25 protein-coding genes, 1 other RNA gene and 1 pseudogene are annotated in these 25,269 nt (G+C 53.2%); 8 read left to right on the top strand and 19 right to left on the bottom strand.

Features of this window, described 5'->3' with window-relative positions; genetic code table 11:
- Window positions 1-63 precede the first annotated feature (63 nt).
- Window positions 64-534: a YlaC family protein gene (locus HV314_RS18850; protein WP_016152071.1), complete on the top strand. Its 471-nt coding sequence runs from the start codon at window positions 64-66 to the stop codon at window positions 532-534.
- Between the two features lie 78 nt (window positions 535-612).
- On the opposite strand, the gene ykgO is transcribed toward HV314_RS18850, so the two are convergent.
- Together ykgO and HV314_RS18860 are read right to left on the bottom strand one after the other, a co-directional pair.
- A complete protein-coding gene (ykgO, locus tag HV314_RS18855) occupies window positions 613-753 on the bottom strand; it encodes a type B 50S ribosomal protein L36 (protein WP_005125190.1) in 141 nt (46 codons plus the stop codon).
- Window position 754: 1 nt separating this feature from the next.
- A complete protein-coding gene (locus HV314_RS18860; protein WP_016152070.1) occupies window positions 755-1,015 on the bottom strand; it encodes a type B 50S ribosomal protein L31 in 261 nt (86 codons plus the stop codon).
- Between the two features lie 188 nt (window positions 1,016-1,203).
- Between HV314_RS18860 and HV314_RS18865 the strand changes: the two genes are divergently transcribed.
- Entirely contained in the window at window positions 1,204-2,757 is a 1,554-nt protein-coding gene (locus HV314_RS18865) for an EAL domain-containing protein (protein ID WP_047416867.1), read from the top strand.
- A gap of 51 nt (window positions 2,758-2,808) precedes the next feature.
- On the opposite strand, the gene HV314_RS18870 is transcribed toward HV314_RS18865, so the two are convergent.
- Both HV314_RS18870 and yczE read right to left on the bottom strand, forming a co-directional pair.
- Window positions 2,809-3,162, bottom strand: a complete 354-nt coding sequence (locus HV314_RS18870; protein ID WP_003831033.1) for a DUF1428 domain-containing protein — start codon at window positions 3,160-3,162, stop codon at window positions 2,809-2,811.
- 64 nt (window positions 3,163-3,226) lie between these two features.
- On the bottom strand, window positions 3,227-3,856 hold the full coding sequence (gene yczE, locus HV314_RS18875; RefSeq protein WP_016155872.1) for a membrane protein YczE: 630 nt from the start codon (window positions 3,854-3,856) through the stop codon (window positions 3,227-3,229).
- A gap of 87 nt (window positions 3,857-3,943) precedes the next feature.
- Here yczE and yczR point away from each other — a divergent pair, with 87 nt between their 5' ends.
- Window positions 3,944-5,371, top strand: a complete 1,428-nt coding sequence (gene yczR / locus HV314_RS18880; protein WP_080858961.1) for a MocR-like transcription factor YczR — start codon at window positions 3,944-3,946, stop codon at window positions 5,369-5,371.
- Between the two features lie 59 nt (window positions 5,372-5,430).
- Here the strand turns inward: yczR and HV314_RS18885 are convergent, their stop codons facing one another.
- The 3 genes from HV314_RS18885 to ffs all read right to left on the bottom strand — a co-directional run bounded on the left by HV314_RS18885 (window position 5,431) and on the right by ffs (window position 6,191).
- Window positions 5,431-5,649: a hypothetical protein gene (locus HV314_RS18885; protein ID WP_181546439.1), complete on the bottom strand. Its 219-nt coding sequence runs from the start codon at window positions 5,647-5,649 to the stop codon at window positions 5,431-5,433.
- Window positions 5,646-5,897, bottom strand: a complete 252-nt coding sequence (locus HV314_RS18890) for a hypothetical protein (RefSeq protein WP_047501909.1) — start codon at window positions 5,895-5,897, stop codon at window positions 5,646-5,648. Before HV314_RS18890 ends, HV314_RS18885 begins: the two co-directional genes overlap by 4 nt.
- A 197-nt stretch (window positions 5,898-6,094) precedes the next feature.
- Window positions 6,095-6,191: signal recognition particle sRNA small type (ffs, locus tag HV314_RS18895), an RNA gene on the bottom strand.
- An 84-nt stretch (window positions 6,192-6,275) separates the two neighbouring features.
- On the opposite strand from ffs, the pseudogene HV314_RS18900 reads away from it, so the two are divergent.
- Window positions 6,276-6,665: pseudogene (locus HV314_RS18900) on the top strand (MGMT family protein).
- 31 nt (window positions 6,666-6,696) lie between these two features.
- Here the strand turns inward: HV314_RS18900 and HV314_RS18905 are convergent.
- Window positions 6,697-7,266, bottom strand: coding sequence for a YbaY family lipoprotein (locus tag HV314_RS18905; protein ID WP_016152063.1), 570 nt, complete (start codon window positions 7,264-7,266; stop codon window positions 6,697-6,699).
- Window positions 7,267-7,478: 212 nt separating this feature from the next.
- Here HV314_RS18905 and tesB point away from each other — a divergent pair, with 212 nt between their 5' ends.
- Window positions 7,479-8,339 carry an acyl-CoA thioesterase II gene (gene tesB / locus HV314_RS18910; protein ID WP_016152062.1) on the top strand — a complete coding sequence of 287 codons (861 nt, stop codon included), beginning with the start codon at window positions 7,479-7,481 and terminating at the stop codon, window positions 8,337-8,339.
- Between the two features lie 49 nt (window positions 8,340-8,388).
- Here the strand turns inward: tesB and amtB are convergent, their stop codons facing one another.
- The 5 genes from amtB to decR all read right to left on the bottom strand — a co-directional run bounded on the left by amtB (window position 8,389) and on the right by decR (window position 14,348).
- Entirely contained in the window at window positions 8,389-9,675 is a 1,287-nt protein-coding gene (gene amtB / locus HV314_RS18915; protein ID WP_008783954.1) for an ammonium transporter AmtB, read from the bottom strand.
- A 31-nt stretch (window positions 9,676-9,706) separates the two neighbouring features.
- A complete protein-coding gene (gene glnK, locus HV314_RS18920) occupies window positions 9,707-10,045 on the bottom strand; it encodes a P-II family nitrogen regulator (protein ID WP_003021657.1) in 339 nt (112 codons plus the stop codon).
- 256 nt (window positions 10,046-10,301) lie between these two features.
- Entirely contained in the window at window positions 10,302-12,080 is a 1,779-nt protein-coding gene (locus HV314_RS18925) for a SmdB family multidrug efflux ABC transporter permease/ATP-binding protein (RefSeq protein ID WP_181546441.1), read from the bottom strand.
- Window positions 12,073-13,845, bottom strand: a complete 1,773-nt coding sequence (locus tag HV314_RS18930; RefSeq protein ID WP_181546443.1) for a SmdA family multidrug ABC transporter permease/ATP-binding protein — start codon at window positions 13,843-13,845, stop codon at window positions 12,073-12,075. The genes HV314_RS18925 and HV314_RS18930 overlap by 8 nt, the downstream gene beginning before the upstream one ends.
- Before the next feature lie 44 nt (window positions 13,846-13,889).
- Entirely contained in the window at window positions 13,890-14,348 is a 459-nt protein-coding gene (gene decR / locus HV314_RS18935) for a DNA-binding transcriptional regulator DecR (RefSeq protein ID WP_016152059.1), read from the bottom strand.
- A gap of 116 nt (window positions 14,349-14,464) precedes the next feature.
- On the opposite strand from decR, the gene HV314_RS18940 reads away from it, so the two are divergent.
- Window positions 14,465-15,520 (top strand): PLP-dependent cysteine synthase family protein, encoded by a 1,056-nt coding sequence (locus tag HV314_RS18940; protein ID WP_094168793.1) that lies wholly within the window; start codon window positions 14,465-14,467, stop codon window positions 15,518-15,520.
- Between the two features lie 50 nt (window positions 15,521-15,570).
- Here the strand turns inward: HV314_RS18940 and cof are convergent, their stop codons facing one another.
- Window positions 15,571-16,389 carry an HMP-PP phosphatase gene (cof, locus tag HV314_RS18945; protein WP_131347895.1) on the bottom strand — a complete coding sequence of 273 codons (819 nt, stop codon included), beginning with the start codon at window positions 16,387-16,389 and terminating at the stop codon, window positions 15,571-15,573.
- Window positions 16,390-16,606: 217 nt separating this feature from the next.
- On the opposite strand from cof, the gene HV314_RS18950 reads away from it, so the two are divergent.
- Window positions 16,607-18,307, top strand: coding sequence for an SgrR family transcriptional regulator (locus tag HV314_RS18950; protein WP_181546445.1), 1,701 nt, complete (start codon window positions 16,607-16,609; stop codon window positions 18,305-18,307).
- A 64-nt stretch (window positions 18,308-18,371) separates the two neighbouring features.
- Window positions 18,372-19,067: a 7-cyano-7-deazaguanine synthase QueC gene (queC, locus tag HV314_RS18955; protein WP_003021638.1), complete on the top strand. Its 696-nt coding sequence runs from the start codon at window positions 18,372-18,374 to the stop codon at window positions 19,065-19,067.
- A gap of 107 nt (window positions 19,068-19,174) precedes the next feature.
- On the opposite strand, the gene fadM is transcribed toward queC, so the two are convergent.
- From fadM to lon, 5 genes are all read right to left on the bottom strand, one after another.
- Window positions 19,175-19,573 carry a long-chain acyl-CoA thioesterase FadM gene (gene fadM / locus HV314_RS18960; protein ID WP_016152055.1) on the bottom strand — a complete coding sequence of 133 codons (399 nt, stop codon included), beginning with the start codon at window positions 19,571-19,573 and terminating at the stop codon, window positions 19,175-19,177.
- 105 nt (window positions 19,574-19,678) lie between these two features.
- Window positions 19,679-20,053: a helix-hairpin-helix domain-containing protein gene (locus HV314_RS18965; protein ID WP_095715158.1), complete on the bottom strand. Its 375-nt coding sequence runs from the start codon at window positions 20,051-20,053 to the stop codon at window positions 19,679-19,681.
- 146 nt (window positions 20,054-20,199) lie between these two features.
- Window positions 20,200-22,074: a peptidylprolyl isomerase gene (ppiD, locus tag HV314_RS18970; RefSeq protein ID WP_181546447.1), complete on the bottom strand. Its 1,875-nt coding sequence runs from the start codon at window positions 22,072-22,074 to the stop codon at window positions 20,200-20,202.
- A 267-nt stretch (window positions 22,075-22,341) separates the two neighbouring features.
- On the bottom strand, window positions 22,342-22,614 hold the full coding sequence (gene hupB, locus HV314_RS18975; RefSeq protein WP_003021629.1) for a nucleoid-associated protein HU-beta: 273 nt from the start codon (window positions 22,612-22,614) through the stop codon (window positions 22,342-22,344).
- A 208-nt stretch (window positions 22,615-22,822) separates the two neighbouring features.
- Complete coding sequence (lon, locus tag HV314_RS18980) at window positions 22,823-25,177, bottom strand: endopeptidase La (RefSeq protein ID WP_016152052.1); 2,355 nt, start codon at window positions 25,175-25,177, stop codon at window positions 22,823-22,825.
- Between the last annotated feature and the right edge of the window lie 92 nt (window positions 25,178-25,269).

Raw genomic sequence — 25,269 nt, forward strand, 5'->3', positions numbered from 1 at the left:
AGGTATCCCCTTTTAAAATAGGGCGATCGCATCTGAATATCGCAGACACTACAAAGGCAAGAGATGACAGAAATACAGCGCCTGCTTACCGAAACCATCGACGACTTAAATATTCGCGAAAAGCGCGACAACAAACCGCGCTTTAGCATCAGCTTTATTCGCAAACATCCCGGCCTGTTCATCGGCATGTATGTTGCGTGGTTTGCCACGCTGGCGGTGATGCTGCAGTCAGAAACGTTAGTCGATTCAGTATGGCTGCTGGTGGTTCTGTTCGTCATACTCAACGCGTTTTTCTTTTTCGACGTTGCGCCGCGATACCGCTTTGAAGATATCGACGTACTGGATTTCAGAGTTTGCTATAACGGGGAATGGTATAACACGCGCTTTGTCCCCCCTTCACTCATCGATACCATCCTGCACTCACCTTCCGTCGATAGCGAACATAAAGCGCAGCTGCAAAAGATGATATCGCGTAAGGGAGAACTCTCGTTCTACGATGTCTTTACGCTAACCCGTCCCCAGACCAGCCAGTAACCACATCTCAACGCAGATAAAAAAAGTGCGTCCCGGTGAAGGAAACGCACTTTAATCCCTGAAATGTTGGTAAAGAAACTAACGTCTTTTTTTACGCCCCTGAACAGCTTTAAAGCGCGGATTCGTTTTACAGATTACGTACAAACGCCCTTTGCGTTTCACTATCTGGCAGTCAGGATGACGCTGTTTTGCACTACGAAGTGAATTGAGTACCTGCATCTTAACCTCGCTTAGTGCCAATAAAATGACCAAAACGTTTCTGGAAACGTGCTGCACTGCCTTCGTTATCAAAGGTTTTTTGTTTCCCGGTATAGTACGGATGCGATTTGGAAGAGATATCCAGGGTCACGTACGGATACATTTTCCCCTCAAACTCAATCTCACGTTCCGTTTTAATGGTCGAGCCGACCTTAAAAAATTCATTGGCGCTGGTATCGTGAAACACCACAGTACGGTAAAAAGGATGAATATCCGGCTTCATGGCAACCTCAATTCGTTACGTTATAACATAACAACCAAAATACACCACTCTTGTATAAATCACAACCTGGTTTACGCGATTAAGAGTTAAACGGGATGATAAGTGGCCGTAAATATATGATGCCAATCGAATAGCTTTTTCGGCTTTCGGATATACTTTCCCTACGCTGTGTTAATAAGGATATCACTGTGATAACACGACATCTGATAAGCCTGGTGACTGGGGTGCTGTTTCTTTCCATCCTCGCGCCCGTAGGTTTAAGCCTGTGGCTGGCGCATCGTCAGGTCGAAACGAAATTTATCGATGAACTCGATATGTTCTCAACCCGAGTCGCATTACGTACGGAACGCGTAGGTGAACAGGCCAAAAAAGCGTTGCGCCATATTGAAGCTTTTCAGGGTGAACCTTGTAGTGAAGAGCATCTGCTTGAAATGCGTCGTTTGTCATATAGCTATCGCTATATTCAGGAAGTGCTGTACCTCAAAGATAACGTTCCACAATGCTCATCCCTGGAAAAAAGAAGCCGGGCAGCCGCGTTTCCTCCAGCAATGAAAATCACGCCCGATGGCTACCACGCATGGTTGACCATGCAAAACGATTTGGGCATCAAGCGTTTTATGGCGGCATTAGGTAGCAAGCATTACGTCGTGATGATCGATCCCGGTTCTTTTATTGATGTCATCCCGTTTGGCTCATGGCCGATTGAAGTCGCTATCATTGGTACCGCGCGTAACACGGTGGTAGCCAGTAGCACCGATCTGCCACCGGATGTTTTACAACATGTGCAACTAGAACATTCGATTACCCATCTGCAGAAAGACGGCAGTATTTATAACGCCCGCCCCTTCCCCGAACTGGGCATTACGGTTGTAACCTGGGCATCCACTGTACCTTTGCAAAAAAGCTGGCACCGACAAGCGCTAATCTGGCTGCCGGCAGGGATCCTTCTCGGCTTACTCACCGCAGCCTTTATTCTGCGTATTTTGCGCCGTTTGCAGTCCCCTCATCACCAGTTGCAGGACGCTATCCAGCATCGGGATATCAAGGTCTACTACCAACCGATTATCTCGCTCAAAACGGGGAAAGTGGTCGGGGCAGAGGCGCTGGCTCGCTGGCCACAGGCCGACGGGAGCTATCTGTCGCCTGAGATTTTCGTCGCACTGGCGCAAGAGACCGGGCTTTCAGAGCCGCTCACCCGTTTGATTATTGAAAGCGTATTTGACGATTTAGGAAAATGGTTGCGTCAATATCCCCACCAGCATATATCCATTAACCTTGAGTCAGCCGATCTGACCTCCGAAACGCTTCCTGCTCTGTTAAGCCAGAAGGTGAACCACTGGCAACTTAAGCCTGCACAAATCGCGCTGGAACTGACCGAACGCGAATTTGCCGACCCAAAAAACAGCGCGCCGTTTATTGCTAAATACCGACAGGCAGGCCATTCGATCTATATTGATGACTTTGGTACCGGCTATTCAAGTCTTAGCTATTTGCAGGATCTGGATGTGGATATCTTGAAGATCGACAAATCGTTCGTCGATGCGCTGGAGTACAACAACGTCACGCCGCATATCATCGAGATCGCGAAAACGCTGAAGCTGGAGATGGTGGCAGAAGGTATTGAAACCGAGAATCAGGAAGCCTGGCTACGCCAGCACGGCGTGCAGTACGGTCAGGGCTGGCTCTACAGTAAAGCGCTGCCGAAAGCGGAATTTATTCTGTGGGCAGAAAAACGGCTTTAGCATGGCTGTTGATGGTGAGATGGCTGGCGGCACGCCGCACAGCCAGTCACATCACTCTTCCATAATGGGCGCAAATCCACCGTAGATCATTCGCTTGCCATCAAATGGCATAGATTCACCGAATTCCTTCATACGGGGATCGGACATCATCTTCTGATTCGCCGCATCGCGGACCTCTTTGGAAGGGTATTCAATCCAGCTGAATACCACTTCTTCATGATCCTGCGCTTTCACAGCCATGCGAAAATCGGTCAGTTTGCCGTCGGGGACATCATCTGCCCAGCACTCCACCACGCGCAATGCACCGAACTCCTTGAAAAGCGGAGCTGCTTTTGCCGCCATCGCAATGTACGCCTCCTTGTTTTCAGCGGGTACGGCAACCACAAAGCCATCAACATACTTCATGAGAAAAACCTCCGAAGTGTACTGCGCGGCAAGCCGATTCCGGCCGCGTCAGTCGAGGTTAAGTTTAGTCGCCAGCAGGCGATCGTGCCCCAGGCGCATTCCTGATACGAATACGCGCCTGCGGCTGATGGCAAAACCATGGCAGGCAAATTTGAATCAGCGGCCCAATAGCCAGTGCATACAGCACCGTTCCAAACCCAACGGTTCCCCCCAGCAGCCAACCAATAAGCAACACGGACACTTCGATTGCGGTTCGAATTCGTCGTACTGGCCAGCCGGTACGCGCGTGAATTCCAGTCATCAGACCGTCACGCGGGCCCGCGCCAAAACCGGCACCAATGTACAGAGCGGTTGCTAACGCATTCAGTATCACCGCTGACACCAGCAGCCCGCTGCGCGCCAGTAGGGATTCAAATCCCGGAATCACCAGCAGCGCGACATCTGCCGCCAGCCCAATCATAATCACGTTACTCAACGTGCCAAACCCTGGGCGCTGGCGTAACGGTATCCACGCCAGAAGCACCAACACACCCACGGCAATAATCACCACGCCGATATTCATCGACAGTAAATTTGCCACCCCCAGGTGAAACACGTTCCACGGATCGGCCCCTAAATCGGCACGGACAAACATCGCCGTCGACACACCATACAGCGTCAGCCCGATAAACAGCTGAAGTAAACGACGCAGCATGTTCTTCCCCTCTTACTCTCAGATAACTTTCATCTTCACCGCAATTGGCACTATGATTAATGTCCAGTTTTCAAAAAGTGGACTGCTATGTCATCTCGCCGTTACGGAAGCCAGTCTTTGCAACGCCTGCTCGGACACTGGCAGGAAAGTCCCTCGCGAACGCCCATCTGGCGACAGTTGGCAGAAGCGTTACGTTTGCTGATCCTCGATGGGCGACTGGCGCTGGATAGCCGCTTGCCCGGTGAACGCGAACTCGCTGCCGTTCTGCAAGTCAGCCGAACCACCGTCGCCAGCGCCATGGCGCAACTGCGTGAGGAGGGATATCTGGAAAGCCGACATGGTAGCGGTTCACGGGTGATCCTGCCGGAACACATTCGCCATGTGCCAACGCGGACCAGCACTGGCACAGCGCTTGATTTGTCCACGGCAGCGCTGAGTGCCGGTCCTGAAATTCATCAGGCTTACCAGCAGGCTCTGTTCGCAATGCCGCAGCATCTGCTGAGCTCCGGGTATCTACCGCAGGGACTGTCGGTTTTGCGTGAATCCATCGCCCGGCATTATTGCGAACGCGGACTCCCGACGCAGCCCGACGAAATAATGGTCGTGAACGGCGCGGTCAGCGGTCTGGCGTTGATCCTGCGTTTACTCACCGGCCCCGGCGATCGCGTAGTGGTAGATCACCCCACTTATCCGCTGGCCATTGCAGCAATACAAGGGGCGTCATGTCGACCCGTCGGCGTGTCGCTGCCCGAGCACGGTTGGGATACGGCGGGTCTGGTCGCCACCATCGCGCAAACTGCACCGAGAATGGCCTATCTGATGCCGGATTTTCACAACCCGACCGGGCGCTGTATGGACACCGCTACTCGCCAGGTCGTGGCGGATATTGCTGAAAGAACCCGCACGACGTTGGTGGTCGATGAGACCATGGTGAACCTGTGGTATGACGCCCCACCGCCACCGCCGCTTGCCGCATTCAATCGCGATGCCCCGATCATCCTGCTCGGTTCAGCAGGGAAAAGCTTTTGGGGCGGATTACGTCTGGGCTGGATTCGGGCGTCGGCGCGTACCATTGCCGCGCTGGTCCAAACCCGCGACACCTTCGATTTGGGCTCCCCGGTGCTTGAACAACTCGCCACCAGTTGGCTGCTGGATAACGCTGAGGACTTTCTTCCTGACAGAAGACGCCGGCTCACATCACAGCGAGACCTGTGCTCGCGCCTGATGAACTCACATTTTCCGGAATGGCAATTTACCCAGCCACAAGGAGGACTCTCTTTCTGGGTTGAACTGCCTGATACGCTGGCGACGCTCTTTGCCACGCGCGCCGAAAGTGCAGGCATTCAGTTGGGAACCGGTACGCGGTTCGGCCTTGATGGCGCATTCGACCGCTTTTTGCGTATGCCCTTCACGTTGCCGGATGACACAGCATGTGCCGCCTTCAGAGTGTTGCAACCTATTTGGGATAGCCTGCGTTTGCAGGCCAGCGGCGGGAAAATGCGTAAAATAATCTAAACGACGAGTTAAAGGACCCGCTCTTGAATGCCGTGATGGACGAGGAGGTCCTGGCAATACTACCGCTGAGGAGGAACCGGAAAACCCTTCAGGGAAATCACGAAATTCTCACCGTCTTTCTTAATTTTTGCCCCGGCATCACACCAGTCGGAGGCAATACGGAAGAACTCATCGCTGCCGACATTCCAGCTCAGACGAACGTGTTTCACATAATCGGAGCGTAGCATTTCACAGGCTTCGCCATAATTACAGGCGGTTGAGAGCGATTGTTGTTTCATTTTTTCTTCTTCAGTAATCTTCGCAATGCTTTGATTTCTTTAGGAGTCAGTGCGTCAACTACGGATTCTTCCGTATGCTGGCTATCGATATCCTCAGCGGAGACTCCCACCTCTTCAATGGCGGAAAACGCGATCAGTAGCAGTTTTTCCGTGGCGATACTCAAATTTTCATTATGCACTTCAGCATAATGGCGAAGCTTTTCTTTTAGCGTCTCATCAACTTTGACATTCAATACAGCGGTCGACATCGTAGAAAATCCTTGTGGTCAGCCACAACACACCGGATGTAAGACCATGTCATTACAGCGCAATGGCGGCGGCAAAAGCTCAAATAACATCCCCAAAACACAGTGACAGTATTTGATGACAATAAAATGACGATACGATGACAAAGAAAAGAAGATAAACAGAAGAGAAATTGCCGGACGGTAGAATTGGGTGGGGGCCCTGCCAGCTACATCCCGGCACACACGTCATCTGCCTTGGCTGCTTCCTTCCGGACCTGACCTGGTAAACAGAGTAGTGTTGCGGGAGAACCAACAGAGCCCCCATTGAGAGCGTTGTTAACCAACGCGCAGGCGCATTATCACTGCTGCACCCTGTAATTGCAACCCATCCAGCATCGGATGCTGTTTTCTTGTGCAATGCGGCTTCACTCCTTCGCCATTCGGCATTATGCTGGAGGATTAGCGCAGGAATAAATGATGGATATACAGGACTCTTTCCCCCAACGCGTCTGGCAAATTGTCGCTTCAATCCCCGAAGGTTTCGTCACCACGTATGGCGATGTTGCCCGGCTTGCGGGATCGCCGCGCGCTGCGCGTCAGGTAGGCGGCGTGCTTAAGCGTCTCCCCGAAGGCAGCGCCCTGCCCTGGCATCGGGTGGTCAATCGCCACGGGGCCATTTCGCTGACGGGTCCCGACCTGCAACGACAACGTCAGGCGTTGCTGGCAGAAGGAATAGTGGTTTCAGGAAGCGGACAGATCGATTTACAGCGCTATCGCTGGGTGTACTAACCCTCTCCAGGCGGAGAGGGTTACAACGACCTTAGTACTGCGTGGGAGCAGGAACCGCAGATGATGGATTCACCTGGGTTGGTGAAGTAGACGGAACCGTGGTAGTAGCCCCACCGCTCGCCTGAACCGGTACTGCTGTTTGCTGTACAGGGACCAGCGTCAGGTCGGCTTTAGTCCCACCCTGATTGATGACCGTCTGAACGGTATCAGTAATAAAGACCAGTTTATCATTTACCGTAATAGCCGCACTCAGCAGAATACGGGCGTTAGGTTGAATATCTGCCGGGTTGAACGGTAATACAAAGCTGAATGGCGCTTGTTTACCTTCAGTACGAACCGCTTTTTGCGACAGCACTTTTGACGGCGCATCGGCCAGTGAAGCATCTGACAGCGTAACGGTTAGCACCGCATCGGGTGGCAAGGCCACTTTCTGACGGATCCATACTGTACCGGAGACATTTGGCTGCTGAATTTTAGACTGTGTGTCAGAAATTGACGTATTAGGGCTTGGCGCAGGTGTCTGAATATCAGCGCTTTTATCGGCACAGGCCGCCAGAGCGACTGCAACCGCTAAACCACTTACCATGTGCACGAGTTTCATTAAATTCTCCTTATCATCTATGCACCAGCGAGAACTTTCCTCGCCAGAAGAGTGGTTAACAAAAACATAACGTGACTAAGTGTGGCACAAGACAGCTATTTTTGCCTGTAATAGGCCAGTAATTCAGACAATTGCACCCATCGGACCACTTTTAAAATTGCGTTATACTCTGCCTACCTCGCTGCGACATCGATATCACCTGGAGAGCACGTATGAGTCTGGCACTGAAAAATTTGCTGACATTGTTAAATCTGGAAAAAATTGAAGAAGGACTCTTTCGGGGCCAAAGTGAAGACTTAGGGTTACGTCAGGTTTTTGGGGGACAGGTTGTCGGTCAGGCGCTATATGCCGCAAAAGAAACCGTACCGGAAGAGCGTCTGGTACACTCTTTTCACAGCTACTTTTTACGCCCCGGCGATAGCCAAAAGCCCATCATCTATGATGTGGAAGTCCTGCGTGATGGTAACAGCTTCAGCGCGCGCCGCGTTGCCGCGATCCAGAATGGTAAACCCATTTTTTACATGACTGCCTCTTTTCAGGCACCGGAAGACGGATTTGAACATCAGAAAACCATGCCAGATGCGCCGGGTCCCGATGAGCTGAAATCAGAAACGGAAATTGCCCGCTCAGTGGCGCATTTGCTGCCGCCGCTGTTGAAAGAAAAATTTATCAACGATCGTCCGTTGGAAGTACGCCCTGTCGAGTTTCATAACCCCCTAAAAGGTCACGTCGCACCTCCGACGCGCCAGGTATGGATCCGAGCTAACGGCGTGCTGCAGGACGATCTGCGCGTCCATCAGTATCTGCTGGGTTATGCCTCAGACCTGAACTTCCTGCCTGTTGCGCTGCAACCGTATGGGATTGGCTTCCTGGAAAAAGGGATTCAGATCGCCACCATTGACCATTCCATGTGGTTCCACCGTCCGTTTAATATCAATGAATGGCTGCTGTATAACGTCGAGAGTACTTCGGCATCCGGTGCCCGGGGCTTTGTACGCGGAGAGTTTTATACCCAGGATGGCGTGCTGGTCGCTTCTACCGTACAGGAAGGGGTAATGCGTAATCGCAATTGAGAATTACCGGATGGTGGCGCAAAAGCGTTGCCATCCGGCAAATTGAGAATCAGGCGTTGTAAGCGTTCTCGCCGTGACTGTTTACATCCAGACCTTCGCGCTCCTGCTCTTCCGGTACGCGCAAACCAACCGTCATATCCGCCAGCTTATAGCCAATGAAAGCCACCACGCCAGACCAGACGATGGTGATCGCCACGCTTTCCAGTTGCACCAGCAGCTGATGCCCCATGGTCACGCCCTCGGCAAAGCCCACGCCTCCCAAAGAGCTGGCAGCGAAAACTCCGGTCAGGATACAGCCGACAATGCCGCACACGCCGTGAACGCCAAACACGTCACACGGATCGTCCACACGCAGAAAACGCTTCAGCATGGTCACGCCCCACAGGCCTGCCAGACCCGCAACGACACCGATAATCAGCGCGCCGCCGACACCGATATAGCCACATGCAGGTGTTACGCCCACCAGACCCGCAATGGCACCAGAGCAGGCGCCCAGCAGAGACGGTTTACCACGCAGCGCCCATTCACCGAAGATCCATCCGAGGATGGCTGCAGCGGTGGCGACCACGGTATTGACGAAGGCCAGTGCGGCGATTTCATTTGCCGTACCCGCTGAACCAGCGTTAAAGCCAAACCAACCAATGTAGAGAATAGCGGTACCGGTGAAGACCATCGGCAGGTTATGCGGTTTAAAAGCTTCTTTGCCAAAACCGACACGTTTGCCAATCAGATACGCGCCTACCAGACCGGCAATCGCCGCGTTGATGTGTACAACCGTTCCGCCGGCAAAATCCAGCGCGCCGTGGGAAGCCAGCAAGCCGCCGCCCCAGACCATATGCGCAATGGGGATGTACGACAGCGTTAACCATACCACCACAAAAATCAGCACCGCGGAGAAGCGAATACGTTCAGCCAGCGCACCGACGATTAGCCCAACGGTGATGCAGGCGAAAGAGCCCTGAAAAGCAACGTGAATGTACTGGTAGAAGCTCCCCGTTACCGCCGTTAGCGCAATATTCTTCAGCAATACCCAGTTGAAGTTGCCGAAGAAATTATTTCCTTCGCCAAAGGCCAGTGAGTAGCCATAAACCACCCATAAAATACAAACCAGAGCAAATGTCACCGTAACCTGAGTCAGCATCGACAGCACGTTCTTACCGCGAATCAAACCGCCGTAGAACAGCGCAATGCCAGGGATGGTCATAAACAGCACTAGCGCGGTACAGATCATCATAAAAGCGTTATCCGCTTTATCCGCAACCGCCGGTGCCGCCATCGCCAGTCCCGGCAACAGCGCCAGTGAAGCAATACCTGTTTTCATCGTTGCTATCTTCATTTTTTGGTTTCCTATCACTGTGTGCCAGACGTTACAGTGCGGCTTCGTCGGCTTCGCCGGTACGAATACGAATCACACGTTGCAGCTCGGCGACGAAGATTTTGCCGTCGCCAATTTTCCCGGTGTATGCCGCCTTACTGATGACATCAATCACGCCATCCAGTTGATCGTCGGCAATCGCCACATCAATCTTCACCTTCGGCAGAAAATTGACGCTATATTCAGCCCCACGGTACAGCTCAGCATGACCTTTCTGTCGGCCAAACCCCTTCACTTCGGTGACGGTCAGCCCCTGAATACCAATAGACGACAATGCTTCACGGACGTCTTCCAGTTTGAACGGTTTGATTACCACGGTAACCAGCTTCATAGATCCCCTCCAGTCAGAATTCAGTAGTGGCTGCAGATACACGAGAGGGATATTGCAAGGGATGTGCCAGAAATGAAAAAGGCGGGATGATTCAGGTTCTCAGGGTACTTCCGGGAGAGAAAAAGAAAAAACGCACTATAACGGTGCATAGTGCGTTACATTTTTGCACCAGATTGTTGATTGCCGGATGGCAGCGTAAACGCCTTATCCGGCCTACGAGACCGCGCTGGCCGCAGACCGGGTAAGCGCCGCGCCATCAGGCGATAACAGAATCGTCTTGCGTACTGGCGGCTAACTCTTCACCCGCCAGTTGCAGCTGATACATCTGCCAGTAACGGCCTTGCGCCGCGAGTAATTGCTGGTGCGTACCACGCTCAACCGCCTGACCGCGATGCAGCACCAGAATGGTGTCCGCATCGACAATCGTCGATAATCGATGCGCAATCACCACCAGCGTGGTGTGTTCACGTACCGCCGCCAGAGCTTGCTGAATGGCCTGTTCAGTACCGGAGTCAATACTGGCCGTCGCTTCGTCGAGGATCAACACCTGTGGCGTTTCAACCAACACCCGCGCCAACGCCAGCAGCTGTTTTTGACCAACGGAGAGATTATTGCCCTGCTCGCCCAGTCGGGTATGAATCCCCTCGCTCAGACCTCGCGCCAGTTCTGCCAGTTGCACGGTCTCCAGCGCCTGCCATACCCGCTCTTCTGAGATATCGCGGCCCAGCGTAACGTTCGCCAGGAAGGTATCTGCCATCACCACCGGATCCTGCTGCACCATGGCGATGCCCTGACGTAACGCACCGTGGCTCAGTGAAGACAGCGGCCGTCCATCAAGGCGGATTTCCCCCTGCGTCAGCGGGTAGTAACCCATCAGCAGGCTGGCGAGCGTGCTTTTACCACTGCCGGTGTGCCCGACCAAAGCCACAAAGCTGCGCGAAGGCACGGACAGACTGATATTTTTCAGCACCAGATTGTCGTCGCGATAGGCAAATGAAACGTTATCCACTTCAATGTCCCCGCTCTTTAGCGGTCGCTCATCTTCACCATAGCGCTGACGTGGCCCATCCATCAGTTCGAACACTCGCTCACCGGCGACAACCGCCTGCTGCAACATTGATTGCTGAGTGGTCAACTCGATCAGCGGTTCGTTCAAACGGCCGAGGTAGCTGATAAACGCGTACAGCACGCCAACCTCGATCGAGCTGCCAGAGGTAAAACTGAACAGCATCAGCAATCCGCAGAGGATCAGCGCCGAGAAAAGGCTAAGCAGCGGGCGCAACAAAAAACCATCCAGTCGCAGGGTCTGCATACGCGCCATATAGTGCGAGCGGCTTGCTTCGCCCATTCTCTCGCCAAATCGCGCCTGCTGGCGGAACTGCTGGATAACACTCATGCCGTTGATGACTTCGTTAAAGCCATCGTTAATATCCGCCAGATAAGCGCGAACCCGGCGCACAATCGGGGTGCTATAGCGTTGATAAATCACCATCACCACCAGCACGGCCGGGAAAATGGCCATCGCCACTAACGCCATACGCCACTCAAGGCTGAACATCGCTACCAGCATGGCGCCAATTAATGCCGCGCTGCGCAGGACCGTTGCTACCACCGTCACGTACAGGTCGCGAATAACTTCGGTGTCGTTGGTCACGCGGGAGATTAGCTGCCCGACGGGTTGAGTATCAAAGGCGCTGAGCGGCTGGCGCAGCGCAGCGTCCATTACGTCGGTGCGCAACTGTTGTACTACGCCAACTGCCGCCTGGTTAAACAGCAATGACTGCGCGTAATGCAGGCCAGCCGCCAGCAGTTGCAGACCGATATATGCCGCAACCAGCCCGGCGACCATCGCCAGCGGCAGATTATTCTTCGCCACCATGTTATCGATAAAATAGCTAATCAGCAGCGGACCGCTGACTTCCGCCGCAGCCGCCACCCACAGCATGACTACCGCAATAGCCAGCTGTTTTCGCCATGGAGAGCCATACGCCAGCAATCTTTTCAGGGTCGGCCATAATTGCCCAAAACTACGCATTAGCCGCCTCCTCGTTTATCTCTGGTGCATCAGTCAGCGCCGCTTCCAGTTGCTGATAGCGGTACATATCGCGATACCAGCCAGGCTGCTGCACTAACGCATCATGCTCACCGCGCTGGGCAATATGCCCATGCTGCATCACGATAATCTCGCTGGCTTCCGTCAGGGCCGATAAACGGTGGGCGCTAATAATGACGGTTCTGCCTTCGCCCCACTGGCGCAGGTTATGCAGGATCTGATGCTCGGTACGACCATCTACCGCCGACAGCGCATCATCCAGAATCAGGATTTCAGCGTTCAGGAGTAGCGCTCGAGCGATAGAAATACGCTGTTTTTGCCCACCAGACAGCATCACCCCACGTTCGCCCACTTCGGTGTCGTAGCCCTGCGGAAGACGTAAAATATCCTCATGAACGCTGGCAAGGCGTGCCACATACTCGATCTCTTCCTGCGTGGCCTGAGGGCGTCCTAACGCGATGTTATTGCCAACGGTATCCGAAAACAGGAATGGCGTCTGGCTGACAACTGCCAGCCGGCTGCGCCAGCTATCCAGTTGTAATCGCGTTAAGGGGATATCATGAAAGCGCACATCGCCGTGGGTGATATCAAAATGACGCTGAATCAGCGACAGCACCGTACTTTTCCCCGCGCCGGTAGACCCACAAATGCCCAACATCTGCCCAGGTTTAAGCTGGAAGTTCACATTTTCCAGCGCCGGATGTGCCGTTTGCGGGTAGCAAAATTCACGAATCGCCACCGCCAGCTCCCCACGCCCTTCCGGTACCGGTTCAGTGCCGTCATCCACCACCGGCGCTTCAGACAGCATGGCGCGAATACGGCTGTACGCCGCGCTGCCACGTTCGACGATGTTAAACATCCATGCCAGCGCCAGCATCGGCCAAATCATCAAACCGAGATACATCATAAAGCTGGTGAGCTGGCCGAGCGTCAGCGAGCCGTGCACCACCATCCAGCTTCCCCCAGCAATCGCCAGTAGGTTAGCCATGCCAATGGCGATATAAATCGTGGGATCAAAGCGGGCGTCAATGCGCGCCACGCGCAGGTTTTTCTTACCGGTATCTTCGGCATCGGCGGCAAATAATGCCGATTGCCGATCCTCCAGACCGAAGGCCTTGATCATGCGAATACTGGTCAGGCTTTCCTGAGTACGGTCGTTGAGACTGGAAAACGCCGCCTGCGCCAGCTTAAAGCGGTTATGGAGTCGATCGCCGTAACGTTTGATCATCAACGCCATCACCGGCATCGGCAGCAGCGCAATTAACGTCAACTGCCAGCTTATCTGCGTTGACATCACGATCAGCACCGCACATCCCATTACCAGCGAATCTACCAGCGTCAGCACGCCTTCTCCGGCGGCAAATACGACCCGATCAACATCGTTGGTCGCACGCGCCATCAGATCGCCCGTTCGGTGACGCAGATAAAATTCTGGATGCTGGCGACTCAACTGACGGTAATAATCTTCCCGCAGCTCAACCGCCAGTTGGTAGGATGCGCCAAACAGCAGCACGCGCCAGACATAGCGCAACAAATAAACCACCACTGCAATCAGGGCAATTGTTCCCACCCACATCAGCAGCCACTCGGTGGTGAAGCGTTGAGTCGTCACGCCATCCACAATGATCCCGACCACTTTCGGCGGAATAAGCTGAAGGATAGCGATGATGATAAGCAGGGCCACCGCCCCGAGGTAGCGACGCCACTCCCGGCGGAAGTACCAGCTTAATTGAGCAAATAATCGCACGCGTTATGTCCTGACAAGATTTCCGGCAATAAGCGCCGGGAGAGTTATTCAATAGGGAGAGCAGTTGTGTATTTAATCTGTTCCATCGCAAAGCTGGAGGTGACGTCAGACAGGCCCGGTACGCTGTTCACCAGGCGCTTATAAAATTCATCGTAGCTTTTCATATCGGCGACCTGCACTCGCATCAGGTAATCATACTCCCCTGCCATACGCCAGAACCCCAGAACCTCCGGCATACCGGTGACTTCGGTGACAAAGCGGCAATACCATTCACTGCTGTGATGCTGAGTCTTAATCAGCACAAACGCGGTCAGCCCCAGCCCCAGTTTTTCTGGATCTAACAGGGCGACTCTACCCAGCAGGATACCGTCATCTTCAAGCCGTTTGAGGCGTTTCCAGCAGGGGGTGGTAGTCAGATTAACGGCATCTGCTAACGCCTGCAAAGAAAGGGTGCAGTCCTGTTGCAGTAGGCTAAGCAGCTTACGGTCAATTTTGTCTAACATATCCACTCCACAGAGAAGAATTTTCTCCTTACATTCTATTTTAAAGGCTAAATGGCAACAATTTTTTCCGTGCTTTTCGCTATTCTTGGCACAAAATGACAAATGGATATCTATTAATGATGAATAGCTCCTGGGTTAAAAACGCCATCAATGAAATCAACGCGGATTATCAGCGTTCTGCGGATACGCATCTCATTCGTCTGTCGCTACCGGCGTTCCCGGGCATTCAGATCTATTTAAAAGATGAGAGCACGCATCCCACCGGGAGCCTGAAGCATCGTCTGGCGCGTTCACTGTTTCTGTACGGATTGTGCAATGGCTGGATTAAAGAAGGCACCACCATCATTGAATCATCGTCCGGTTCAACGGCGGTCTCTGAGGCTTATTTCGCCCGACTGTTAGGGCTGCCGTTTATTGCCGTCATGCCTTCCTGTACGGCGAAGCGTAAAATTGAACAGATTGAGTTTTACGGTGGTCGCTGTCATTTCGTGGAAAGCGCCTGTGAAATCTATGCGGCCTCTGAACAGCTGGCGCGTGAGCTGAACGGTCATTACATGGACCAGTTCACTTATGCTGAGCGCGCTACCGACTGGCGTGGCAATAACAATATTGCTGACAGCATCTTCCGTCAGATGCAGTGCGAGCCCAACCCTGTCCCCCGCCATATTGTAATGAGCGCCGGAACCGGCGGCACCTCTGCAACCATTGGCCGCTATATTCGCTGTCAGGGCTACGACACCCGCCTGATGGTGGTGGATCCGGAAAACTCAGTCTTTCTGCCCTTCTGGCAGGATCGCGATGCAACGTTACGCAGCCCGGTAGGAAGCAAAATCGAAGGCATCGGCCGCCCACGTGTCGAACCCTCCTTCATTCCTGACGTAGTCGATGAAATGCTGCGCGTGCCGGATGCCGCAAGCGTGGCCACCGCACACTGGCTGGAAACGCAGTTGGGCCGCAAAGTCGGCGCTTCAACCGGCACCAACATGTGGGGAACGCTGCAACTTGCCGCCCGTATGCGCGATGCCGGAGAAAGCGGTTCACTGGTCACGCTGCTGTGCGACAGCGGCGAACGCTATCTTGAAACCTACTACAACCCGCAGTGGATCGACACGCACATCGGTGATTTAACGCCGTGGAAAGCGGAACTCACCCGGCTTCTGAACACCCATTAATGGGATAAAAAAAAGCCAGACGCGAAGTCTGGCTTGCTGGAAGGGATCTCTCATTCGGGGGAATAAGGTAGATGCGGATTGTCCAGCCAATGCGTCAAAAAGTGTGACACCGCCTGATTGCGGCAATGCCCAATCACCGACAAATGCGGCAGTTCAGCAATCAGTTGTGGCATCGCGTTGCCCATAATCAGGCCGCGCCCAACGCTGCCTAACATTTCGCGATCGTTCATGGCATCGCCAAATGCCATACATTCGGCCATTGAATAACCTAAGTGGTCGCTTAGTACCGCCAGCGCCGATCCTTTGTTACAGCCCACCGGCAGCACCTCAAGGCAATCAACCGCGGAAAAACAGAGATTTGCCTGCTCACCCAGCGCCTCATTCAGTTGAATGCGTAATTGGATCAGGGAGTCATGATCCCCACAGAAACAGACTTTCGTTACCTGATGAGCCGGAATACGTTTCACATCGACGATCTGGTAGCGAAATCCGCTATACACATGCGCCTGTAGCAGCGATGGGATCTCTTGTCCGGTGAACCAACCGTTGTCATTAAAGACATGCATGCTGGCTGTAGTATCCCACTTCTGATGTAACACGATATCCGCCACAGTCGGATCCAGATCCCGACGGTGCAATACATCGCCCTCAACAGAGTGAATGCGCGTGCCGTTACCCGTGATCAAAAAGGCGTCCAGTGAGATAGAACCCAAAATATGGCGCATCTCCAGCACATGGCGGCCGGTGGCAAATGTCAGGGTGATCTCGCGTTCACGCAGGCGCGCCAGCGTTGAAAGCGTTTCGTCACCTAAATGGTGATTCGGCATCAAAAGGGTGCCATCCATATCAAATGCAGCCAGACGAGCCATTTCTTTCTCCACACTGTGACGCGGTTAACTTGTGATTCAGTATCACCTGAGATATACGGAAGTAATAGTGAATAGATAAAATGAATTGTTCCGGGTTTATTACACAAAATCATTCAAGTTGCATCCAGGCGGCAAGTGAATGAACGTCCAGGAGCATGCAGTGGCTGGGATGAATTAACGCCGCCAACAAAGAGGCAGCTTGAAGGATGACGTGTATATGAGATTGTTGAATCGCCTGAATCAGTACCAACGCCTGTGGCAGCCGTCGGCGGGAGAACCGCAGTCGGTGACCGTCGGGGAGCTGGCAGAACGCTGTTTTTGCAGCGAGCGCCACGTGCGTACCCTGCTGAAGCAAGCGCAGGATGCTGGCTGGCTGGAGTGGCACGCCCAGTCGGGGCGTGGGAAACGCGGGCAGCTGCGCTTTTTGGTGACGCCAGATTCGCTACGCAGCATTATGATGGAGCAAGCGCTGCAAAAGGGGGAGCAACTTAGCGTACTTGAGCTGGCTCAGCTGGCGCCGGGAGAATTAAGAACGCTGCTCCAGCCGTTTATGGGCGGGCAGTGGCAAAACGACACGCCAACCCTGCGCATCCCCTATTACCGCCAGCTCGACCCTTTGCACCCTGGATTTCTCCCCGGTCGCGCAGAGCAACACCTCGCCGGACAAATATTCTCGGGCCTGACCCGGTTCGACAGTATTACGCAACGCCCCTGCGGAGATTTAGCCCACCACTGGAATATCTCCGCCGACGGCCAGCGCTGGGATTTCTATATTCGTTCCACCCTGTACTGGCATAACGGCGATGCGGTCAGCAGCACACAGCTACATCAACAGTTGCTGAAGCTGTTAGAGCTACCCGCGTTAAATAAGCTGTTTATCAGCGTAAAGCGCATTGAGGTGACGCATCCCCAGTGCCTAACCTTTATTTTGCATCGCCCCGACTTCTGGCTGGCGCATCGTCTGGCAAGCTACAGCAGTCACCTGGCACATCCCGAACTCCCGTTTGTTGGTACCGGTCCGTTTCGGTTGACGCTGTTTACCCCAGACCTGGTGCGCATCGAGAGTCACGATCACTACCACCTGAGTCATCCGCTACTAAAAGCCATTGAATACTGGATAACCCCGCAGCTTTTCTCCCAGGATTTGGGCACCAGCTGTCGCCATCCGGTTCAAATTGCAATTGGTAAACCCGAAGAGCTTCCCATGCTAAGCCAGGTAAGCAGCGGGATCAGCCTCGGTTTCTGCTATCTCACGCTCAGAAAAAGCGCGCGGCTGAATACGCAGCAGGCCCGTCGCCTGGTCAATATTATCCACCGCTCTTCCCTGCTACAAACGCTTGACGTGGATGAAAACCTGATCACGCCAAGCAATGCGCTGCTGCCGGGATGGACGATCCCCCAATGGGATGAACTGGACGACGTACCGCTACCGGAAAAACTTACGCTGGCCTATCACCTGCCGGTAGAGTTGCACGCCATGGCTGAACAGCTTCGCCAGGCGCTGGCGCTACTCGACTGTGAATTAACGCTTATTTTTCATAATGCTAAAAACTGGGATGGCGACCATCCTTTAGCCCAGGCCGACCTGATGATGGGAGACAGGCTGATTGGCGAAGCACCTGAATATACCCTCGAACAGTGGCTGCGCTGCGATCAGCTCTGGTCACATGTATTGAGCTCACCGGCATATACTCATCTGCAAACCACCCTGGATGCCCTGCAAATTCAGGCCGATGAGGACGATCGTCATGCGGCTTTACAACACGTTTTCGCCTCGCTGATGCATGACGCGACCCTGACACCGCTGTTCAATTATCACTATCGTATTAGCGCTCCGCCGGGCGTGAACGGCGTACGCCTGAATCCTCGCGGCTGGTTTGAATTTACCGAAGCCTGGCTACCGCCCCCGTCAGCGTGAAGAAGCTGGTCGGCGACACGCCCAGGCGCTACCATAAGGGTTTCGTTATTTGTCAGGAAAAACCATGAAACGTGCCGTTGTTGTATTCAGTGGGGGTCAGGACTCCACAACCTGTCTGGCGCAAGCGCTGCATCAGTATGATGAAGTGCACTGCGTGACCTTTGATTATGGTCAGCGCCATCGCGCTGAGATTGATGTCGCACGTGACCTGGCCTTAAAACTTGGCGCGCGTGCGCACAAGGTACTTGATGTAACGCTGCTCAGCGAACTGGCCGTCAGCAGCCTGACCCGCGATAACATTCCGGTACCCGATTACGAACCGGATGCGAACGGCATTCCTAATACCTTTGTGCCAGGACGCAATATTCTGTTTTTAACGTTGGCGGCGATTTACGCGTATCAGGTGCAGGCGGAGGCGGTCATTACCGGCGTTTGTGAAACGGATTTCTCTGGATATCCGGACTGCCGCGATGAGTTCGTCAAAGCCCTGAACCATGCCGTAAGCCTGGGAATGGCGAAAGATATCCGCTTTGAAACCCCGCTGATGTGGATCGATAAAGCCGAAACCTGGGCACTGGCCGATTACTGGGGCAAGCTGGACCTGGTACGCGAAGAAACGCTGACCTGTTATAACGGCATCAAAGGTGACGGTTGCGGTCACTGCGCGGCCTGTAATCTGCGCGCCAACGGCCTGAACCATTATCTGGCAGATAAACCGGCAGTGATGGCGGCAATGAAGCAGAAAACAGGACTAAAGTGATCGTTTTGCCGGATGGCGGTGCACGCACCTTATCCGGCTTTCGACATTCACCGTGGTCAATATCGCCCGTAAGCCTGATAAGCGAAGCGCCGTCAGGCTTCCTTCCATCACTTCACCATCTGCTCCAGTTTTTCGCGCAACTCCCCTTCCAGCGGTAGCGCCTTTTGCGTTTTCAAATCAATACAGACGAAGGTAATCAACGCGTCTGCCACCACCTGTCCTTCCGGCTCCAGGGTGATAGTCTGGTTCAACACACCGCTTTTGCCATTTAGCTGTTGCACCTGACTGGTAATGGTCAGCAGGTCGCTCAGCACCGCAGGGCGGCGGTAGTTAATGTTAATATTCACGACCACAAAAGCGATGTTGTGTGCGGTCATCCACTGAAAGCTGTCGCTGTTTTCCAGGCCATCCCAGCGGGCTTCTTCCAGAAACTCAAGATAGCGAGCATTGTTAACGTGCTGATAGACATCAAGATGAAAACCACGAACTTTGATTTGTGTTTGCATAGCGCAGGAGCCTTACGTTGTTTTTATAGGAACACACTTCAGGGTAAGAGGTCATAACTGGTATGACCTCTACAGTCTGGCAAACTTTCAGCACTCTGCAAGTTATTAAAGTGTTAAAACTGCCAGATTGCGCTCTACCAGCGAACTCCCCATGCCCGGCACCTGCTTTAAGTCCTCCACCGTTTTAAACGGCCCGTACTCCTCACGATAGCTCACAATCGCCTGTGCTTTCTTCAGACCTACGCCATTCATGACTCGCGCTAAATCCTCCGCAGAAGCGCTGTTGATGCTTACCCTGGTGCCTTCATCATCGCTCGCTTTAGCCGGTTGCGTGGCTTTGCTTTGTGCTACCCCCGTAGCATCCACTTTGGCTTGAGTCGCCTGGCTTTTGGCGACTGGCTCTGCAGCCAGTGCGCTTTGAGCCATACCGGTACAGGTCAATGAAAGGGTAATAAGCAGGGCTTTGATTCCATGTTTCATACTGTTTTCTCCTTGTTTGTTAACAGTGGAATCACGATAGCGAGGTGCAGAACGGCAGACAAACGGCAAATATCAGAAATGGAAAAGGCCGCGAAAGCGGCCTTTGGTTGATACAACTTTTTGCAATTTTTTGCGAGTAGCCTCGGTTATTGCTGCTGTTCCAGTGCGTCACCGACTTTAATTTTTGCGGCTTTACGCAGGTTGCTCATCAGCGCTTCAAAGACAATCTGCGCATTGTTCTGGGTAATCCCCTGAACCATCGCTTTCTTCTGCTCTTCAGGCATAGAACCGGCTTTCACCTCGTCCAGCGCCAGCAGTACAACGTTACCCTGCATGTCGTTCGCCACGCCGTAGCTCGGTTTGTCTTTCGCCGGCAGGCTCAGGCCAAAGGCCGCCTGACTCAGCGGATCCTGACCCGTACGGCTCAGCGTTTTCGCCTCGCCAAAGCTCAGACCCGCCGCTTTCATGGCTTCATCGCCTTTACCAGCTTTCAGATCCGCCAGCAGTTTATCGGCATCAAGCTTCGCCTGCTGCTCTGCTTTATTGTGCTTAACAAGCGCAGTTACCTGATCTTTCACTTCAGCCAGTGGTTTAATGGCTTCAGCTTTGTGCTCTGCAATACGCAGTACAAACGCGCGATCGCCATCCACGGTGATGATGTCAGAGTTACTGCCAGGCGTACCGTTCTCACCAACCAAACCACCATTGAAAATGATGTCAGCGACCGGTTTGAAGTTCAGCTCTTCCGGCAGGCTGTCACGGCTAAACCAGCCCGTTTCAACCGCTTTCATACCCGCCGCCTGCTCCGCGCCCGCCAGGGATTCGTTATCGTTGCTGGCGGCATCGCTCACTTTCTGCTGCAGCGCATAGTAGGCATCCAGCGCTTTTTCCTGCTTCACTTTCGCCGCAATGTCGTCACGGGCTTCGCTCAGCGGTTTAACCTGCGCAGGCTGTACGTCGTCAAGACGCGCAACGAGGAAACCAACGGAAGACTTAATCACACCTGACAGCTGACCTTTCTCTTTCAGACCGGCATTCTTCAGCTCATCCGGGGTGGTGGAATCTTCCAGCCATCCCATATCACCGCCTTTACGGGCAGAGATGATGTCAGCAGATTTTTCTTTTGCCAGCGCAGCGAAATCACCGCCTTTTTTCAGCTCGTCCAGTACCGCTTTGGCTTCATCTTCCGTTTTGGTCTGAATGATGCTGTAGCGGTTACGCTGCGGCTGAGTGAACTGATCCTGATGCTGGTCATAATAAGCCTGAATATCAGCATCGCTGGCCGTCTCCTGCATAGCAGCAGCATCCAGCTTGATGTAGCTCACGCGGAACTGTTCCGGCGTCATAAAGTTGTTTTTATTCTGCTCGTAGTAGCTGGCAACTTCCTGCTCGGTAACAGACTGCTTGGCGGCCAGTGCGTTAACGTCAATTGTCGCCTCGCGAACGATACGCTGCTGTGCGACCAGCGCCGCCAGCTCGTCCGTTTCGCCTTTCAGCATGAAGTCCGTACCGGCAACGCCGTTAATCAGTTGCTGGGTAGTAAGCTGATTACGTAATGCCTGAGCGTACTGGTCTGCGGTCATTCCCATCTGATTAACAATCGCGTTGTAGCGATTGTTATCAAATTTACCGTCCACCTGGAACGCAGGCGTGGCGAAAATAGCCTGTTTAACCTGATCGTCGCTGATGTTGAGATTAAGCTCGCGGGAGTACTGATCCAGCAGCGCTTCGTCAATAAGACGATTCAGCACCTGCTGACGCAGCGTTTTCATGTAGCCTTCGTTCGCAGCCAGTTCGGAGTATTGATCGCCCAGCTGTTGCTGCATGCGGTTACGTTCGCTGTTGAACGCATTCTCGAACTGCCCGCGGCTAATCTCCTGGCCATTCACTTTGGCGGCGAAGTTATTGCCCCCGCCAATCAGGTAACCACTCACGCCGGTCAAAATGAACGACACGATAATGATACCGAAAATAATCTTGAGCACGAGACTGTTAGCAGCCGTGCGTAAGCTGTCCATCATGGTGTAACCACACTCCGCTGTAGATGACTATACGCGTTATCTCTCAAGCCGCCTGCGCGTTGTCACCACAGCGGCGGCAAGGATTTTGAGTATATATGCTTCACGCAGCATAGCGTTTCCTGAACGCTGCGTACAAAGGCCTATTGTGACAAGAAACAGGGGCAATTGTCAGCCCACAACGCGTAGAAAGTACCGGAATTACAAATAAAAAAGGCACATCAGTCGATGCGCCCTTGTACTTCGTCACATCCCCAAAGGGGAAATCACTTAGTTTACCGCGTCTTTCAGTGCTTTACCTGCACGGAAGCCCGGTACTTTAGCCGCGGCGATGGTGATCTCTTTACCTGTTTGCGGGTTGCGACCAGTACGGGCAGCACGCTCTTTAACGGCAAAAGTACCAAAACCTACCAGCGCTACGTCATCACCTTCTTTCAGAGATTCGGTAACAGAAGCAATAATTGCATCTAACGCACGTCCAGCCGCAGCTTTAGAGATATCAGCCCCTGCAGCAATTTTGTCGATCAGTTGAGATTTATTCACTCTTCTCTTCCTCTTTATAATTTATATCGCACCTGAATCCTTCAAAGTGCGAACGCGCAGCAGTTATATCAGGCCTGCCATGCCCTTACAACACCCGTTAATGATGGCAAGCCCAATCCGTCATCTAAATTAGCTATACAAAAAAAGGCTGGCAAGTCCGAAATGGCCTGCCAGCCCTGTTTTTATTAGTGCTCTTTGCGCGAGGTCACTATTTTGCGGTCACAACCTGCATTCCGGAGGGCTCATTTTGCAACGCGAGCGTCAGAACCTCCTCAATGCGTTTCACCGGATGGATGTCCAGATCGGCAATTACGTTGTCCGGAATCTCTTCCAGGTCACGTTTGTTTTCGTCTGGAATTAAGACCGTTTTAATACCACCACGGTGTGCTGCCAGCAGTTTTTCTTTCAAACCACCAATAGGCAGAACCTGGCCACGCAGGGTGATCTCGCCGGTCATCGCCACGTCGGCGCGAACCGGGTTACCGGTCAGACAAGAAACCAGCGCGGTACACATGGCAATACCCGCACTTGGACCGTCTTTCGGCGTCGCCCCTTCAGGTACGTGAACGTGGATGTCGCGTTTTTCGTAAAAGTCCGGATTAATGCCCAGTTTTTCCGCACGCGCGCGCACCACGGTCAGCGCAGCCTGAATGGATTCCTGCATGACTTCACCCAGAGAACCGGTGTAGGTCAGCTTGCCTTTACCCGGTACGCAAGCGGTTTCGATGGTCAGCAGATCGCCGCCCACTTCCGTCCATGCCAGACCGGTTACCTGACCAACGCGGTTTTCGTTGTCCGCGCGGCCATAGTCAAAGCGCTGTACGCCCAGGTAGTCGTGCAGGTTGTCGCCATTGATCTCAATATGTTTCAGCGACTTGTCGAGCAGCAGCTGTTTCACCGCTTTACGGCACAGTTTGGAAATTTCACGCTCCAGACTACGCACGCCAGCTTCACGGGTGTAATAACGAATAATGCCCACAATGGCGCTATCGTCGACCGTCAGCTCGCCTTTTTTCAGCGCGTTACGCTCAATCTGTTTCGGCAACAGGTGACGTTTAGCAATGTTCAGCTTCTCGTCTTCGGTATACCCGGACAGACGGATCACTTCCATACGATCCAGCAACGGTGCGGGAATATTCATAGAGTTAGAGGTCGCAACGAACATCACGTCGCTGAGATCGTAGTCCACTTCCAGGTAATGATCGCTGAACGCCACGTTCTGCTCTGGATCCAGCACCTCAAGCAGTGCGGAAGCCGGATCGCCACGCATGTCGGAAGACATTTTGTCGATCTCATCAAGCAGGAACAGCGGGTTTTTAACGCCCACTTTAGCCATTTTCTGGATCAGTTTACCCGGCATCGAACCAATATAGGTCCGGCGGTGACCGCGAATTTCAGCTTCATCACGCACGCCGCCCAGCGCCATACGGATGTATTTACGTCCGGTTGCTTTAGCGATGGACTGTCCCAGAGAAGTTTTACCTACCCCCGGCGGCCCAACCAGGCACAGGATCGGCCCCTTGATTTTATTCACACGGCTTTGAACCGCGAGATACTCAAGAATACGGTCTTTGACGCGTTCCAGACCGTAATGGTCAGTATCGAGGATTTCCTGAGCCTGACGCAGATCTTTTTTGACCTTGCTACGCGCATTCCACGGCACCTGAACCATCCAGTCGATGTAGCCACGGACTACGGTCGCTTCCGCTGACATCGGAGACATCATTTTCAGCTTCTGCAGTTCTGCTTCCGCTTTCTCTTTTGCCTCTTTCGGCATTTTCGCCGCGTCGATTTTACGCTTCAACGCTTCGTTTTCGTCCGGCGCATCGTCCATCTCGCCGAGCTCTTTCTGAATGGCTTTCATCTGCTCGTTCAGATAGTACTCACGCTGGGATTTTTCCATCTGCTTTTTCACGCGGTTGCGAATGCGTTTCTCAACCTGCAGCAGATCGATTTCAGATTCCATCATCGCCATCAGATATTCCAGACGTTCGTTAACGTCGGACATCTCCAGTACGGACTGCTTGTCAGCAAGCTTCAGCGGCATGTGCGCAGCGATGGTGTCCGCCAGACGTGCAGGATCGTCAATGCTGTTCAGCGACGTCAGCACTTCGGGCGGGATTTTCTTGTTCAGCTTGATATAGCCTTCGAACTGGCTGATAGCGGTACGCACCAGCACTTCCTGTTCGCGCTCATCAATAGCAGGCGAGTCAAGGTACTCCGCTTTCGCAGAGAAGTGCTCGCCGTTGTCAGACAGCGCTGAAATACGCGCGCGCTGTAACCCCTCGACCAGCACTTTTACGGTGCCGTCAGGCAGTTTCAGCATCTGCAAAATAGAGGCCACGGTCCCGACGGTGAAAAGATCGTTTACACCCGGCTCATCCGTTGACGCTTCTTTCTGAGCAACCAGCATGATTTTTTTATCATGGTCCATAGCCGCTTCCAGACAACGGATAGATTTTTCCCGCCCTACAAATAAGGGTATGACCATGTGCGGATAAACCACCACATCGCGCAACGGCAATACGGGGATTTCAATGCGTTCAGAACGCTCAGGATTCATAGAGCTCTCTCTTAGTTTAGTTTCCGCCAGGTAATCAGGTGGTACGACTGTGCTCCACACCACCTTTAACATGTATGTCAGTATATGGGGAT

Source organism: Citrobacter sp. RHBSTW-00887, from assembly GCF_013728095.1.
GTDB lineage: Bacteria > Pseudomonadota > Gammaproteobacteria > Enterobacterales > Enterobacteriaceae > Citrobacter > Citrobacter braakii.